This is a genomic window from Bacillus sp. MT(2024) (assembly GCF_036362845.1).
Taxonomy (GTDB): domain Bacteria; phylum Bacillota; class Bacilli; order Bacillales; family Bacillaceae; genus Bacillus; species Bacillus velezensis.
In genome coordinates this window covers 1571263-1587121 of the sequence record NZ_CP143632.1, presented here as the reverse complement: position 1 = coordinate 1587121, position 15859 = coordinate 1571263, and the positions used below count along the sequence as shown (strand labels likewise).

The 15859-nt window shown below is 46.3% G+C and carries 18 protein-coding genes; all 18 read right to left on the bottom strand.

Going from position 1 to position 15859, the window contains the following annotated elements; translation table 11 throughout:
- Nucleotides 1–44 precede the first annotated feature (44 nt).
- The 18 genes from topA to ftsY all read right to left on the bottom strand — a co-directional run bounded on the left by topA (nt 45) and on the right by ftsY (nt 15852).
- Nucleotides 45–2120, bottom strand: a complete 2076-nt coding sequence (gene topA, locus VP472_RS08010; RefSeq protein WP_025649465.1) for a type I DNA topoisomerase — start codon at nt 2118–2120, stop codon at nt 45–47.
- Between the two features lie 181 nt (nt 2121–2301).
- Nucleotides 2302–3201 carry a DNA-processing protein DprA gene (gene dprA / locus VP472_RS08005; protein WP_146276764.1) on the bottom strand — a complete coding sequence of 300 codons (900 nt, stop codon included), beginning with the start codon at nt 3199–3201 and terminating at the stop codon, nt 2302–2304.
- 64 nt (nt 3202–3265) lie between these two features.
- Nucleotides 3266–4168, bottom strand: a complete 903-nt coding sequence (gene sucD / locus VP472_RS08000) for a succinate--CoA ligase subunit alpha (RefSeq protein ID WP_003154281.1) — start codon at nt 4166–4168, stop codon at nt 3266–3268.
- 28 nt (nt 4169–4196) lie between these two features.
- The gene (sucC, locus tag VP472_RS07995; RefSeq protein ID WP_003154283.1) at nt 4197–5354 is read right to left on the bottom strand and encodes an ADP-forming succinate--CoA ligase subunit beta; all 1158 of its coding nucleotides are present in this window, start codon (nt 5352–5354) and stop codon (nt 4197–4199) included.
- A gap of 174 nt (nt 5355–5528) precedes the next feature.
- Nucleotides 5529–5810: a FlhB-like flagellar biosynthesis protein gene (locus VP472_RS07990; RefSeq protein ID WP_007409769.1), complete on the bottom strand. Its 282-nt coding sequence runs from the start codon at nt 5808–5810 to the stop codon at nt 5529–5531.
- A complete protein-coding gene (locus VP472_RS07985) occupies nt 5807–7510 on the bottom strand; it encodes a glycosyl transferase (protein ID WP_146276762.1) in 1704 nt (567 codons plus the stop codon). Before VP472_RS07985 ends, VP472_RS07990 begins: the two co-directional genes overlap by 4 nt.
- A gap of 16 nt (nt 7511–7526) precedes the next feature.
- Nucleotides 7527–8294 carry a ribonuclease HII gene (locus tag VP472_RS07980; protein ID WP_007611398.1) on the bottom strand — a complete coding sequence of 256 codons (768 nt, stop codon included), beginning with the start codon at nt 8292–8294 and terminating at the stop codon, nt 7527–7529.
- A gap of 72 nt (nt 8295–8366) precedes the next feature.
- On the bottom strand, nt 8367–9215 hold the full coding sequence (gene ylqF / locus VP472_RS07975; RefSeq protein ID WP_070081818.1) for a ribosome biogenesis GTPase YlqF: 849 nt from the start codon (nt 9213–9215) through the stop codon (nt 8367–8369).
- Between the two features lie 142 nt (nt 9216–9357).
- Nucleotides 9358–9705, bottom strand: coding sequence for a 50S ribosomal protein L19 (gene rplS, locus VP472_RS07970; RefSeq protein WP_003154288.1), 348 nt, complete (start codon nt 9703–9705; stop codon nt 9358–9360).
- Nucleotides 9706–9845: 140 nt separating this feature from the next.
- Nucleotides 9846–10577 carry a tRNA (guanosine(37)-N1)-methyltransferase TrmD gene (gene trmD / locus VP472_RS07965; protein WP_003154289.1) on the bottom strand — a complete coding sequence of 244 codons (732 nt, stop codon included), beginning with the start codon at nt 10575–10577 and terminating at the stop codon, nt 9846–9848.
- Nucleotides 10574–11098, bottom strand: a complete 525-nt coding sequence (rimM, locus tag VP472_RS07960; protein ID WP_003154290.1) for a ribosome maturation factor RimM — start codon at nt 11096–11098, stop codon at nt 10574–10576. The genes trmD and rimM overlap by 4 nt, the downstream gene beginning before the upstream one ends.
- A gap of 4 nt (nt 11099–11102) precedes the next feature.
- Complete coding sequence (locus VP472_RS07955; RefSeq protein WP_003154291.1) at nt 11103–11489, bottom strand: YlqD family protein; 387 nt, start codon at nt 11487–11489, stop codon at nt 11103–11105.
- A gap of 90 nt (nt 11490–11579) precedes the next feature.
- On the bottom strand, nt 11580–11825 hold the full coding sequence (locus VP472_RS07950) for a KH domain-containing protein (protein ID WP_007611392.1): 246 nt from the start codon (nt 11823–11825) through the stop codon (nt 11580–11582).
- Nucleotides 11825–12097, bottom strand: coding sequence for a 30S ribosomal protein S16 (gene rpsP, locus VP472_RS07945; protein WP_003154296.1), 273 nt, complete (start codon nt 12095–12097; stop codon nt 11825–11827). The genes VP472_RS07950 and rpsP overlap by 1 nt, the downstream gene beginning before the upstream one ends.
- A 105-nt stretch (nt 12098–12202) precedes the next feature.
- A complete protein-coding gene (ffh, locus tag VP472_RS07940; RefSeq protein ID WP_003154298.1) occupies nt 12203–13543 on the bottom strand; it encodes a signal recognition particle protein in 1341 nt (446 codons plus the stop codon).
- A gap of 13 nt (nt 13544–13556) precedes the next feature.
- Nucleotides 13557–13889, bottom strand: a complete 333-nt coding sequence (locus VP472_RS07935; protein WP_003154299.1) for a putative DNA-binding protein — start codon at nt 13887–13889, stop codon at nt 13557–13559.
- A 119-nt stretch (nt 13890–14008) separates the two neighbouring features.
- Entirely contained in the window at nt 14009–14779 is a 771-nt protein-coding gene (locus tag VP472_RS07930) for a phosphotransferase family protein (protein ID WP_070081816.1), read from the bottom strand.
- An 83-nt stretch (nt 14780–14862) separates the two neighbouring features.
- A complete protein-coding gene (gene ftsY, locus VP472_RS07925; RefSeq protein WP_003154301.1) occupies nt 14863–15852 on the bottom strand; it encodes a signal recognition particle-docking protein FtsY in 990 nt (329 codons plus the stop codon).
- Nucleotides 15853–15859: the final 7 nt, after the last annotated feature.

The following is a 15859-nucleotide window of genomic DNA, read 5'->3' as shown; positions in this document are numbered from 1 at the left end:
TTGTCCCTTCCACACAAAGAAGGTGAGCAAGGCTCTGCTCACCGCTACTTCTGTGGTTCTTCCTTATAATCGCATTCGACGCATTGGACTTGTATGCCTTTTTTAAGCTTTTTCTCTACGAGCATATTTTCACATTTCGGGCATTTTCGTTCAATCGGTTTGTCCCAAGATACGAAGTCGCATTCAGGATAACGGTCACAGCCGTAAAAGACGCGTTTCTTTTTTGATTTTCGTTCGACAATGTTTCCTTCATGGCACTTCGGACATTTTACGCCGATTTGTTTGACAATCGGTTTTGTATTCCGGCAGTCAGGGAAGTTGGAACACGCCATAAATTTACCGTATCGGCCCATTTTATAAACCATCCGGGAGCCGCATAATTCACAATCTTCATCTGCGTATTCAGGTTCAATTTCCACTTCTTTCATTTCAGCTTCCGCTTTTTTCACGCGTTTTTCGAAATCGGTATAGAAGCTGTCAATGATTTGAACCCATTCTGTCTGGCCATCTTCAACATGGTCAAGGTCTCTTTCCATTTTAGCCGTGAATTCAACGTTGATGATTTCCGGGAAAAACTCCATGATAAGATCCAGCACGATCTGCCCAAGCTCAGTCGGCACAAACCGTTTATTGTCTAATCCCACGTAACCGCGGCGCTGGATGGTGTCAAGAGTCGGCGCATATGTCGAAGGACGGCCGATTCCCAGTTCTTCAAGCGTTTTAACCAGGCGCGCTTCTGTGTAACGCGGAGGCGGCTGAGTAAAGTGCTGCTCAGGCTCAATATCTTTCGATAAAACCGTGTCTCCCTCTTTAAGGTCCGGAAGCATGCGGTCTTTTTCTTCCAGCTGATCGTCTTTACCCTCTACATAGACTTTCATGAAGCCGGCGAATTTGACTTTACTTCCGTTTGCCCGGAATGTCAATCCGTTATTGCTGAGATCGACGCTCATCGTATCAAGGACGGCAGGCGCCATCTGGCTTGCAACAAAGCGCTCCCAAATCAGCTTGTATAGTCTGAGCTGGTCTCTTCCAAGCACCGCTTTTAAGTCGGCAGGTTTTCTGAGTACTGAAGTCGGGCGGATCGCTTCGTGGGCATCTTGAGCGTTTTCATTTTTCTTTGCCGGTTTCCGTTTTCCCGCTAAGTACTCTTTTCCGTACGCCTGATCAATAAAAGCTGACGCCTCTTCAACGGCTGTATTGGAAATCCGCGTTGAGTCCGTTCTCATATACGTGATGAGTCCGACTGTCCCTTCTTTGCCGAGATCAATTCCTTCATATAATTGCTGAGCGATCATCATCGTTTTCTTCGCTCTGAAATTCAGCTTCCTGGCAGCCTCCTGCTGCAGAGTGGACGTTGTAAACGGCAGAGCGGGATTTCGTTTGCGCTCTTTTTTTGTCACCTTGTCAACTGTATACTTATTGCCTTTCAGCTGAGCAAGGACGGCTTTTACGTCTTCTTCGCTTTTTAAAGGAAGCTTTTTGCCGTTTTTCCCGAAAAATCCGGCTTCAAACGTCTCTTTTCCCTTTAAAAATGAGCCGGTAATCGTCCAGTACTCTTCAGGTTTAAAGTCATTGATTTCCTTTTCCCGGTCGATGATCAGCCGGAGCGCAACGGATTGCACACGGCCCGCACTGAGGCCTTTTTTTACTTTTTTCCAAAGAATCGGGCTGATTTTGTATCCGACGAGTCTGTCTAGTATGCGGCGCGCCTGCTGCGCATCGACAAGATCCATATTAATCATGCGCGGATGTTTAAATGATTCTTTAATGGCGTCTTTCGTTATTTCATTAAAGACGACCCGGCAGTCCGAGCTGAGATCCAGATCAAGGCTGTGTGCGAGATGCCATGCAATCGCTTCCCCTTCTCTGTCGGGGTCGGCTGCGAGATAGACTTTTTTTGCTTTCTTTGCCGCTGTTTTTAATTCTTTTAAAACAGGGCCTTTTCCGCGGATCGTAATATATTTCGGTTCAAAGTTCTGTTCGATGTCAACTCCCATTTGACTTTTCGGAAGATCCCGGACATGTCCCATTGAAGCTTTGACTTTATATTTCTTCCCTAAATAACGTTCAATCGTTTTCGCCTTTGCCGGCGATTCCACGATGACTAGATAATCAGACATTTTCATCCCCCTCAAGAGGTGTTCTCTCTCTTTTCAAGTATCAATTCATTTTAGAGCTGCCTTTTTATGGCTTTCAACATTTCATTCTTTATGATGAACGTCATTTTATACATGAAAATAATATGCAACTTTAAATCCTCACTATTATTAAATATTACAATACCGTTTGTCAAACGATATTTCAAAAGGGTTCCGTATACTGAACGCATCGGGCGGTCAGCTCTCCGTCAATATCCTCTGCGCATAATACAGCTTTCGCCCCTTCTTGAATGAGTTTTATAGGTCCTCCGGAATATGGATTAAATATGGAACCTGGAACGGCAAATACCTCTCTGCCTTGATCGAGGGCCTGGTAAGCTGTGATTAATGAACCGCTTTTTTCTTTTCCCTGTACGACCACAATTCCTTCACTTAGTCCGCTGATTATGCGGTTTCTCATCGGAAAATGCCATTTTTTCGGCTTTGTTTCAGGAGGATGTTCTGAGAGTAGGAGATGGTGTTCAGCCATGTATTCTGCTAACAGGAGATTTTCCCGGGGATAGATGTGATGGAATCCGCCGGCTATCACGCCGATCGTAAGCCCTTTTGCCCTGATGCTCGCCTTATGAGACAATCCGTCTATACCGGATGCAAGCCCGCTTACAATGACCCAGCCTTTTTTTGAGAGTTCGGCGGAAAGATGCCCAGCCGCTTTTATTCCGTCTTCCGTCGGTTTCCGCGTTCCTACAATCCCGATTTTTCTGCCTTTTTCAAGAAGCGGCGTGTTCCCTTTTGCATACAAGACAGCCGGCGGATCATAAATCGCTTTAAGCCATCTTGGGTAGCGGCTTGATGAAATCGGAATGACAGTAATGCCTTCGCGGCGGTAATCGGACAGAACTTCATCAAGTTCCGGATCCTTGCGCTCTATTTCCCGAAAAATTTCTTCCGAGGCTGTTTTCCCTTCTGATAAAACAGTTAATGGATGCGGATCCGGTAAAAAAGACAGAGAGTGATCAGCTTTCCACCATTTTAATAGAAGAGACGGGGAAATGATTTGATTAATACTGCAGACCATTAAACAGCGCGATGCTTGATCCAAATCTGGCAACCTCCTCTTTTTTCAGCAAAAACAGGAACAGCCGTTACGGCTGCCCCTGCTTCGATCAGTGCGTTTTGCACGTTTCAAATAAGCCTTTTTCTTTTAACACCTTAATCAGCGTTTCACCCATTACAGAAGGGGTTTCCGCGACTTCAATTCCGCAGGCGTTCATCGTTTTGACTTTTTCTTCTGCCGTGCCTTTTCCTCCGGAGATGATGGCGCCCGCATGGCCCATGCGTTTTCCCGGAGGGGCGGTTTTACCGCCGATAAAGCCGACAACAGGCTTCGTCATGTTTGCTTTCACCCACTCAGCCGCTTCTTCTTCAGCTGTGCCGCCGATTTCTCCGATCATGATAACGGCATGTGTTTCAGGATCTTCATTGAACGCTTTTAACACGTCAATAAAGTTCGTGCCGTTGACCGGATCGCCGCCGATCCCTACAGCGGTAGACTGGCCTACGCCGGCTTCTGAAAGCTGATGGACGGCCTCGTATGTCAATGTTCCTGAACGGGATACAACGCCGACATGACCCTTTTTATGAATGTATCCCGGCATAATGCCGATCTTGCATTCTTCAGGTGTAATAACACCCGGGCAGTTCGGCCCTATTAATCTCGTTTTCTTGCCTTCCATAAAGCGCTTCACTTTCACCATGTCCAAAACCGGAATGTGCTCAGTGATACAAATGACAAGATCAATTTCCGCGTCAACCGCTTCCATAATTGCGTCCGCCGCAAACGGAGCCGGAACGTAAATGACTGACGCATCAGCGCCCGTTGTATGAACCGCTTCTGCGACCGTATTGAATACCGGTACGCCTTCCGCTTCCGTTCCGCCTTTTCCAGGTGTTACACCGCCAACGATATTCGTGCCGTATTCCAGCATCTGCTTTGTATGAAATAAAGCGGTAGAACCTGTAATCCCCTGTACAATAACTCTTGTATCTTTATTGATAAAAACACTCATTATCTGGTCCCCTGCCTTTCATTCTTTCCTAAACTAAGGATACGATTTTCTGTGCGCCGTCTGCCATTGATTCCGCAGATGTGATGTTTAAGCCTGATTCATTCAGGATTTTCTTTCCTAAATCTACGTTTGTCCCTTCAAGGCGCACGACCAGCGGCAATGTCAATCCGACTTGTCTCGTCGCTTCAACAACGCCCTCGGCGATAACATCACACTTCATGATGCCTCCGAAAATATTAACGAAAATTCCTTTTACGTTTTGATCGGAAAGAATGATTTTAAAAGCTTCCGTCACTTTTTCTGCGGTTGCGCCGCCCCCGACATCAAGGAAGTTTGCAGGTTCTCCGCCGTAGTGTTTAATGATATCCATTGTAGACATTGCAAGACCCGCGCCGTTTACCATACAGCCGATATTTCCATCAAGGGAAATGTAGCTTAAATCGTATTTTGACGCTTCGATTTCTTTCGGATCTTCTTCATCTAAATCTCTGTATTCCATAATGTCTTTTTGTCTGTATAACGCATTGCTGTCGAAGTTCAGCTTAGCATCCAGCGCCATGACGTTTCCGTCCCCCGTAACGACGAGAGGGTTGATCTCGGCGATGGAGCAGTCCTTCTCAACAAATGCTTTATATAAACCGAGCATAAATTTAGCGGCTTTGCCGACAAGCTCTTTCGGGATGTTAATTGCGAATGCAATTTCCCTTGCCTGATAGCCCTGTAGGCCGACAGCCGGATCAATTACCGCTTTTTTAATTTTTTCAGGTGTTTTTTCCGCTACTTCTTCAATCTCCGTTCCGCCTTCTTCAGACGCCATTAAAACGATTCTTGAAGTAGCGCGGTCAAGTACAAGCCCGACATAGTATTCCTTTTTAATATCGCAGCCTTCTTCAATAAGTAAGCGTTTTATTACTTGTCCGTCCGGACCCGTTTGATGTGTGACGAGCGTCTTGCCTAACAGTTCTTCGGCATACTCTTTCACTTCATCTTTTGTTTTTGCAATCTTTACCCCACCAGCTTTGCCGCGGCCGCCAGCATGGATTTGCGCCTTTACGACATAAACCGAGCTTGACAGGCTCTCTGCTTTTTCAACTGCTTCCTCTGCTGTAAAAGCCACTTTACCTTCAGGAACAGACACCCCGTATTTTCTGAGGACTTCTTTTCCCTGGTACTCATGGATATTCATTTCCCATCCTCCTAACTTATGTAGCAAAACTAAAAATAGACTGCGCTTTCATTCTATATAATACTGGAAGAATTGTCTAGGGTTCAAAACAAAATCTTTATATCCTTCCAAACATTCTAACTTTTATTTTATTGAAAATATAAATTTAAACGGAGTCCGGGAAATGAATGGTCCTTATTTTTCGTTTTTCAGGGTTTCGTCCAGTCTGTAAACAAATGAAAAAATTTCGGCAACGGTTTCATAGAGCGCCTCCGGTATCTGATCGTCAACCGTCAAATGGCGCATTAATTCGACAAGGGTTCTGTCTTCCTGAATGGGGACCCCAGCCTTCTCAGCTTCTTTTATAATATTTTCCGCCACATGCCCCCTGCCTGTTGCGACAACCTTCGGGGCTTGGTCTTTCTGCCGGTCGTAATGCAGGGCGACAGCTCTTCTTAACGGCGTTTGCTCTTTCATATTTTCACATCCACTTTTCTTCCGCCGTCTTTTTCTATAAACTCTTCCACAAGAGCGCTCTGGTCTTTCGGGCGCCGTTTTTTAGACGTGACGCCTGACAGGCTGAAGCCCGTTTCTTTTACGGCTTCTTTTAAAGCCGGTACGAGAGGGTCGATGGCCGCCTGAAGCTCAAAATCAGTCTCAACCGTAATGGTCATTACATTTTGCTGAATCATGCAGTCCACAACGGTTTCTTGCAGTGTTTCAAGATGCAGCAAAAACAGGAGCCTGCAATGTGACGGATCAAGTTTTCCGTCCGGCTTCTTCCGTCCTTTAAAGAGAACTGTGATATCATTCTCATACGCGGACGCTCCCAGCGGAAATGACAGCACCATCTGCGTAAAAGAAGGGTTATGCTGCTCAATAAACAGCTGGCCGTTTAATTTATGAATAAGCGGTTCCGCCTCTTGTTTAACGGATTGGGGCGCTTCTTGAAGCGTCCGGACGGCTTGGAGGGCCGTTTTCAGCGCTTGTTTCTCCGGCTGCGGAGATACGCCTTTTTCAAGCGCTGTAATGAATGATAATTCATCACGCGTGCCCAATCCTTTTTTGATTTTCTGCAAAAGGCTTAATACATCATCTTTTTCCGCATATTTCAATTCGGTGAGCTGAACGGCTTTTCCGAAAACAGCCGCCTCCTGTTCTGTCAGATGTGCTTTTTGAAGAACAGGTGCTGTTTTAAATGTTTTTTCTTGAGAAATGAAAGCCTTAATGATCTCCGCCGTTACTTTTACTGGGCGGTTTTCAGTTTTTTCTGCCGATGTCATTAATTTTTCTATAATCTGTTTTGCCGTTTTTTCAGGAAGTTCCGGATCTGTCCGTGCACTCGGAGGAGAAGGTTGGCTTGAGACTGCCTTTCCGTTTTCACGAGTCTCTCGGACAAATGGTGATTGTTTTGATTCCGTCCGTTCTCCTTCATCCATCAGCCCGGTTTCTGAGATCGGCATGCGTGCAGCCCCGGCAAGCTTCTTCAAGAGACGTTCTGCATGAAGATCCGTTTCCGCGTTTAACACGTCAGAAACCGCCTCTTTGAGCACAGACAGCTCTTTTGCCGATTGCGGAGCCTGATTGATTGCCTGAAGCAGTCCTGAGAGGAGGCGACGGGTCGGAACCGGATATTTAACGGCATGAATGGCTGACAAGACTTCCGGATGTGCGGGCAGTTCCCGTTTCAGCGCAAATACGATTGTTTCCGCCGCTTTTTTCAATTCGGAGGCCGGAAGCGATTCAGCCCAGCGGATGCAGGCTTTGAGGCTGTTTTCCGTCATCGGCAGCTTCTGCTGCATAAACGTTTCGGCAATCTGCAGAGACACAGGGCCCGGTTTGACGGAAAGTGCGTTTAACAGTCTACCCGCCGCTTCCTGAACGGTTTTCGGGCTTCCTTCGAATTGGTCGATGACATGAAGCCGGCCCGTTTTTTCCGCCGGCTGTTTGTCATAAGAAAACCAGTAATACGCCTGCGGTCGGAGGGCGGTTTCAAGCTTTCCCTGCATCGTCCGGCCGCCGATCTGGATAAGAGCGCTTTGATCGTCCAGCAAACGGAGAACCTTCCCTAACAGCAGCCTTTGAGCGCCGCTGTCTTTACCGCCGTCCTGCCGGTCCGGAGGGATTTCCGCCGTCAGCTGTCTGAAAGCCGCTTGGATTTCGCCGCTAATGTTCATGTCTTAAGCCTCTTTTCTAACAATAAGATTGAACGGGAGCGAACGTTTTTCGGTGAATAGTTGTCGGTCCGTATGCCTGAAGAGCTTCAAGATGTTCTTTCGTTCCGTAGCCTTTATTTTTTTCAAAGCCGTACATGGGGTAGGTTTTGGCGTACTCAGCCATGAGACGGTCCCGCGTTACTTTTGCTATGCAGGCTCCGGCGGCAATTGACACGCTTTTGGCATCCCCTTTTATAACTGATGACTGCGGAATGTCAAGCGGAAGGGTCATGGCATCAACAAGCAGATAATCAGGTGTTTCCGTTAAAGCATTGACGGCTTTTACCATCGCCAGTCTCGCGGCCTCATAAATGTTGATCCGGTCAATAACGTCCGCATGGACAATGCCGACTCCTACAGCCGCCGCTTCTTCCGTGATCCTGCTGTAATACTCCTCGAGCTTCTTTTCCGACAATTTCTTCGAGTCCGTGAGACCGAGAATCTCGCATTCTGCCGGCAAAATGACGGCGCCGGCGACAACCGGTCCGGCAAGCGGCCCTCTTCCGGCTTCGTCAACACCCGCAATCAGGCGGAAGCCCTTTTTGGATGACAGTCTTTCGTATGCCGTCATGTTCAGCCATTGCTCTTTAAGAGCTTTTTCCTTCGCGTGCTTTTTCAGCCATTGCTCTAAAAGCGTCTGTACGCTTTTTCTCGGGTCTTTCTCACATTGGGCAAGGAAGGGGTCGCTTTCGTCCCTGACCTCTTGCAGGCGTTCTTTTACGCTTTTTACGGTTAATGTATTCACGTTCTCTTCTCCCTTACATTATGTATATCGGTATTCTGCGGAAAAAATAAAGACCCGCATCGCTGCGCGTCTTTATTCTGATGGTGCTTCAAATGAAAGCCTGCCGAATTTTTCCGTACGGATGTCCCGAATGATGACTTCCGTTGTTTTATCATAGTCAACCATTCCGCCGCCCATCAAACAGCCGCGTTTTTCACCGATCGCGTCGAAAAGAGCGGCGATATCCTCAGGGATTTCCTGAAGTCCGTAGCGCTCCTTCAAACGGTCGGGATAATGCTCTTCCAGAAAGCGCAGCCCGAAAACAGCCACATCCTGCAGGTTGATAATCGTATCTTTAATCGCCCCGGTGATCGCCAGGCGCAAGCCGACAAGCTCATCTTCAAATTTAGGCCATAAAATTCCCGGTGTATCGAGCAGCTCTAATTCCTTGCCTACCTTTACCCACTGCTGTGAAGTGGTAATGCCGGGCCTGTCTCCCGTCTTGGCAATGTTTTTTTTGGCCAGCCGGTTAATGAGCGTAGACTTGCCGACATTCGGAATGCCGATGATTAATGCGCGGATTGCTCTCGGCCTAATGCCTTTTGCTTTCATTTTATCGAACTTATCCTTCAGCAGCTCTTTCGAGGACGGCACGATTTGATGCAGTCCCTGCCCGTTAACGGAGTTTATTGAAAGAGAGGGAATGCCCTGTTCCTGAAAGTGGTCCTTCCACTGGGCAGTCACAGCCGCATCCGCCTTATCGGCTTTATTTAAAAGCATAATGCGCGGCTTATTTTTTAAAATCTCCTCAATCATCGGATTTCTCGATGACATCGGGATTCTCGCATCCACCAATTCGTATACGATATCAATTAATTTCAGTTTTTCTGTTACTTCCCGTCTCGCTTTAGCCATATGGCCCGGGAACCATTGAATGGTCATGTGACTTCGACACCTGCCTTATTTACCGGAACCGGATGTTCCGATGATCTCTTATGTATTTTACGTTGCTTGTTCCGCTTTTACAAATTTCATATAAAAAAAGAGCCTGTTACGGGTAACAAGCTCTTTTCGTTCGTTATCATTATCGTCTGATTTCTTTAATACGAGCCGCTTTTCCGCGAAGTTCACGCAGGTAGTAAAGCTTAGCGCGACGTACTTTACCGTAACGTACAACTTCGATTTTCGCGATTTTTGGTGTGTGTACAGGGAATGTACGTTCAACGCCAACACCGTAAGAAATCTTACGAACTGTGAACGTTTCGCTGATTCCACCACCACGACGCTTGATCACAACACCTTCGAAGATCTGGATACGCTCACGGTTACCCTCAACAACTTTTACGTGTACACGTAAAGTGTCACCAGGACGGAACGCAGGAAGATCAGTGCGAAGCTGTTCTTTTGTGATATCTTGAATTAGTTTTTGCATCGTTTTCAACTCCTTCCAACAGATGCTCTTGGCCACAACTGCAAGGCACAGCGGAACATCGTTTTCAAGCTTCTGAAGGATAAGCCTCCTTAAGCCACAAGTAGTATCTTATCATATCTTCATCACCTGCGCAATAGAATCTATTCGTTTTCCCACTCGGAAATCCATTTTCTTTGCTCATCAGTGAGAGGATAGTTTTCAAGAAGATCCGGACGTCTTAAAAAGGTTCTTCTGATTGATTCTTTATTGCGCCATTCTTGTATTTTGGCATGGTTGCCGGACAGAAGGGTCTCAGGCACTTTTAAGCCTTTATAATCTGCTGGCCTCGTATAGTGCGGATGCTCTAAAAGCCCCGTGCTGAAGGAATCCTCCACGTGGGATGCTTCTTTTCCGAGGACGCCCGGCAAAAGCCTGACAACGCTGTCGGCGATCATCATGGCAGGGAGCTCTCCCCCGGTCAGCACAAAATCCCCGATGGAGATTTCATCAGTGACAAGATGTTCCCGGATCCGTTCATCATACCCTTCATAATGTCCGCAAATAAACATGAGATGTTCCTCTTCCGCCAGCTCCTCGGCTTTCTTCTGCGTATAACGCTCACCTTGCGGGCAGACGAGAATAATGCGCGGCTTGGCGTCCGTACCGGCTGTCAGCTTTTCAACCGCATCAAATACAGGCTGCGGCTTTAACACCATCCCGGCTCCCCCGCCGTACGGGTAATCATCAACCGTTTGGTGTTTATTATCCGAAAAAGCCCGGAAATTGATGACGTCAAAACGGACAGCCTCTTTTTCCTGTGCTTTTTGCAGAATGGATGAGCCGAGCACCCCTTGAAACATTTCGGGAAACAGTGTTAAAAAGTCGATTTTCATTCGTCTATTAACCCTTCCATTACATGAATCTTAATTTTCTTCTCATTTATATTAATATCCTTTACCACAGAAGCAATATACGGAATGAGCGCATCTTTTTTGCCTTTTCTTGCAACCACCCATACGTCATTAGCCCCGGGCGTCAAGATTTCCTTCACTGTGCCGATCAGTTCCCCGTCTTCTGACACAACCTCGCAGCCGATGATTTCATGAAAATAAAATTCATCTTCTTCAAGCTCTCCCAAGTCTTCTTCAGGGACTTTGATCACCATGTTTCTTAAGTGTTCGACTTCATTGAGACTCGGCATTTCTTTGAATTGCAGCAGGTGAAACTGTTTGTGAAGCCTGTGGGCGCTGACCGTTACTTTGATTGGCTCCGCAGCCCCTTCCGCAAACAAATAGAGCGTATTGCCGGGCTTGTACCGTTCTTCGGCAAAGTCCGTTTTAGAAATGACCCGCACTTCGCCTTTAATGCCGTGGGTATTTACAATTTTGCCTACATTAAACCATCTGTTTGTCATATTATCACCTCGGGCGGATTTCAATTACTACCCCGTCTTTTATGACGATGGTATTTGCCGCTGTTTTTTCATGCCAGTTATCACCGACATTGATTGAAAGCAGCGCATCGATCTCCTTTTCCTTCACTTCGCTTCCAAGCGGGAGCGACTCTGTCTGGCTTATTTGGAAATCGATCATTTTGATTTTGTCTTGTCTTTTTTCAATGGCTTTTTTAAAAGATTCCGCTACATCGGGATTCTGCTGATCTTTTTCATGTTTTCTAAGCTGAAAATAGAGCTGGCTGCATTCTCGTTCAAGCGTTTGCTTTTTTTCTGCAAAAGAGGCCAAAAGCTTTTCCTTGCTTTGCTCGGTCAGAACCTGCATAACGGTTACCCTGTGAATAATCTGCATAGGACCAGACTCCCCACTCTTCCAACATATTTCTGTTCATTTGCCTTTTTTACGTGTAAAAAAAGGGGAGGTGCCGGCCCTCTCCCTTTTTCAGTCAAATATTTCAAATTGAACTTTCTTAGAAGACTGTGCGCCAGCTGCAAAAACGACGGTTCGAATCGCTCTTGCAGTCCGGCCTTGCTTTCCGATAATCTTACCGGTATCTGACTTATTGACAGATAAGCGCAGCGCAATCTTTTGATCAGTCTCTTCCTTTGTGACCGTTATGTCTTCCGGATGGTCGACAAGCGGAGCCACAATGCTGACAATCAAATCTTCCAAGTTCTGATCAGTCATTACTTGCCTTGTTTAGCGTTGTGGAATTTTTCCATAATTCCTTGGCTTGAGAACAAGTTGCGGACTGTATCAGAAGGTTTAGCTCCTGTTTGAAGCCATTTAAGAGCAAGCTCTTCGTTGATTTTCACTTCAGCCGGCTTTGCAACCGGGTTGTATGTGCCGACTGTTTCGATGAAACGGCCGTCACGCGGTGAACGAGAATCTGCTACAACAATACGATAGAAAGGAGATTTTTTTGCTCCCATACGTTTTAAACGAATTTTTACTGCCATTTTACTAGCACCTCCGAAAATATTTCAACAAGATAGTATATTAACAATGATAAAAGTGTTTGTAAAGTGTTTTTTCTTAACAACGGTTTTATCATGTATAACCGATTACATAAAAGGTAATTTAAAGCCTTTTTTCTTCCCTTTTGACATGTTGGTCATCTGCTTCATCATTTTTTTCATTTCCTCAAACTGCTTTAAAAGACGGTTGACTTCCTGAACGGATGTTCCGCTTCCTTTGGCAATCCGCTTCCGCCGGCTGGCGTTAATAATATCCGGCTGTTCTTTTTCAAGAACAGTCATTGATTTAATGATCGCTTCCACATGATTCAGCTGTTTTTCATCGACTTGGATGTTTTTTAAGCCTTTCATTTTGCCTGCGCCGGGCATCATTTGCAGCAGTTCGTCAAGAGGCCCCATGTTTCGGACCTGGCCGAGCTGCTCCAGAAAATCATCCAATGTGAAGCTCATCGTTCTCATTTTCTGCTCAAGCTCTTTGGCTTTGTCTTCATCAACGGTCGCCTGAGCTTTTTCAATCAGCGTCAGCACGTCACCCATTCCGAGAATCCGGGATGCCATCCGTTCAGGATGGAACGCTTCAAGAGCATCGAGCTTTTCTCCCATTCCGGCGAACTTAATCGGCGTTTCGGTGACCGCGCGGATAGAAAGCGCCGCACCTCCGCGGGTATCCCCGTCAAGCTTTGTTAAAATGACGCCTGTTAAACCGAGCTGGTCATTAAAGCTTTTGGCGACGTTTACCGCATCCTGACCGGTCATTGAGTCGACGACAAGGAAAATTTCCTCAGGATTTGCGACTTCCTTTACGCCGGAGAGCTCATCCATCAGTTCATGATCGATGTGCAGCCGTCCGGCGGTATCTAAAATCACATAATCATGATGCTCTTCCTTCGCTTTTTCAATCGCCTGTCTGGCAATTTCCACCGGGCTGACCTGATCGCCAAGCGAAAAGACCGGCATATCAAGCTGTTTCCCCAGTGTTTCCAGCTGTTTAATCGCGGCGGGGCGGTAAATATCCGCAGCCACGAGCAGCGGTTTGCGGTTATGTTTTTTGCGCAGCAGGTTGGCAAGCTTCCCCGTGGTTGTCGTTTTACCGGCACCTTGGAGCCCGACCATCATAATAACGGTCGGCGGGCGTTTGGCGGCGGCAATTTTGCTTTCTTCGCCGCCCATCAGCTCGGTAAGCTCTTCTTTTACGACTTTAATAACCTGCTGACCGGGTGTCAGACTCTGCATGACGTCCTGTCCGACAGCCCGTTCACTTACTTTTTTCACAAAATCCTTTACGACTTTAAAGTTAACGTCAGCCTCAAGAAGCGCAAGACGGACTTCACGCATCATCTCTTTTACGTCTTGTTCGCTGACTTTTCCTTTTCCGCGGATTTTTGAAATCGTCTTTTGCAGTCGGTCGGCTAATCCTTCAAATGCCATTGTTTGCCGCCTCCTAATCTAATTTCTCAAGCGCTTCAATCAGAGCCGTCATTTTTTCCTCTTCCTGCAAGCCGGAAGCAAGCTCTTTCAGCTTTGTAAACATTTCTTTACGCTCCTGAAACTTTTTAAAAAGGAGCAGTTTTTCTTCATATTGTTCAAGCATCGCTTCAGTCCGTTTGATGTTATCGTAAACGGCTTGCCTTGAAACGTCATACTCTTCGGCTATTTCACCAAGGGAGAAATCGTCCAGATAATAAAGCGACATATAGCTCTTTTGTTTTGACGTCAGCAACGACTGATAGAAGTCAAACAAATAGTTCATTCTCGTCGTTTTTTCGAGCGACATTTGAGCTCTCCCCTTTGTTAAGTCAAATCCCTTTACAAAAACTTAGTTTACATGGTTTCAGAGCGTGTGTCAAGTTTTTATCTTGTCAAAGCATGATGCTCTTTTTACATAATAAGTTTTCAAAAAAATTCATACAGACCGTCGTTAAAATACTCGAATTCTTGTTTTGATACACGATAGCGGCAATAACCTTCGTAAAAAGCATTGAGGCATGCTTCATTTGTGACAAAACGACTGATCGCTAATGATTCATCATAACGCGGATCTCCCGCCGATATTCCCGCAGCATCGATAAACAGATAGACCTCTCCGTCTCTCACCAGCACATTATCAGTCGTGCAGTCACCGTGAATCATTGTCTGCTGAACAGGAACAGGCCTGTACCTGTCCAATTCCTTCAAAAGCTCTGCACTTCCTTCAGCTTGTCCTTTTTTGACATATTCCCCGGCTCGTTTGATTTGCAGATCGAGCCAGTCTGTTTCCGGCTGTAAACCAGAGACCATTTCGGTTTCATGCAGCCGCTGCAGAAACTGGCCGAAACTTTTGATCAGCTTTTTCTTTTCAGTATCCCCTTTGGCTTTTCTTAAAGCCGAAGTCAGGGTGATTCCATCCTCAAATGACATGATGATATGGCTGGCATGCTGTTCCTGTATCATCCCATAATAAATAGGAACAGGCAGACGACGAGTTTCCGTCAGTTGTTGTAAAACGAAGGCTTCTCTCATTAACCATTCCCGATACTTCTGTTGAAAAGAACTTTTCAGCAAAAATGCGTCTTGACCGGTCACTATTTTTCGAACGGTTGAAGTGCCTCCCTGTTCATCCAGCAGCAACATATGGTTTATCGCGCCGATCTTACTTTCCAATTCAGCTTTCAGCCATTTGTCCAACAACTGTCCCCTCCATTCCGATCTATCAATGCGTATAAAAAAACGAGTATAAAACCGTCCATTTTATACTCGTTTTTTATTCATTAATCCTCGGCTTTTTCAACTAAATCCGAAAAGAGACCGTATACGTAAGATTCTGCATCAAACCGCTGGAGATCGTCAACCTTTTCTCCAAGGCCGACCAGTTTCACGGGGATGTGAAGCTCATTGCGGATCGCCAGAACGATACCGCCTTTTGCGGTGCCGTCAAGCTTCGTTAATGCGATACCCGTCACATTCGTCGCTTTGGAGAATTCTTTCGCCTGCGCCATCGCATTCTGACCTGTCGTCGCGTCAAGCGCGAGGAGAACCTCATGCGGAGCCTCAGGCACTTCGCGTTCGATGACGCGTTTGACCTTTTCAAGCTCTTTCATTAAGTTAACTTTATTCTGAAGGCGGCCGGCCGTATCACAAATCAGCACATCCGCTCCTCTTGCTTTAGCCGCGTGTACGGCATCATAAATAACCGCCGCAGGGTCGCTTCCGGCAGCCTGCTTAATGACAGGCACGCCTGTACGCTCTCCCCACACTTCAAGCTGTTCAATCGCCCCGGCTCTGAAGGTGTCTCCGGCAGCGAGCACAACGGATTTGCCTTCATTCTTCAACTTATGGGCAAGTTTTCCGATCGTTGTCGTTTTTCCGACACCGTTTACCCCGACAAGCAGAATAACGTTCAGGCGCCCGTCCTGAATATTTAATTCAGAAATCTGTTCGTCGCCGCTGTTATAAATGTCGACAAGCTTTTCAGAAATGACGGACTGCACTTCCTGAGGATCCTGGATGTTTTTCAGCTTCACTTCTTTTTTGAGCTCATCAATCAGCTCCATGACGGTTGTAAAACCTACGTCAGCGCCAATCAGCACTTCCTCAAGCTCCTCGAAGAAATCCTCGTCGACTTTCCGGTAGCGGGAGACGAGTTCGTTCACTTTATTTGAGAAGGAATTTCTTGTTTTTTCAAGACCATCTTTAAATTTTTCAGAGACGGAGTCTGTCTGTTTCGTGATTTTCTCTTTTAATTTTTTAAAAAAGCTCATCTTTCAA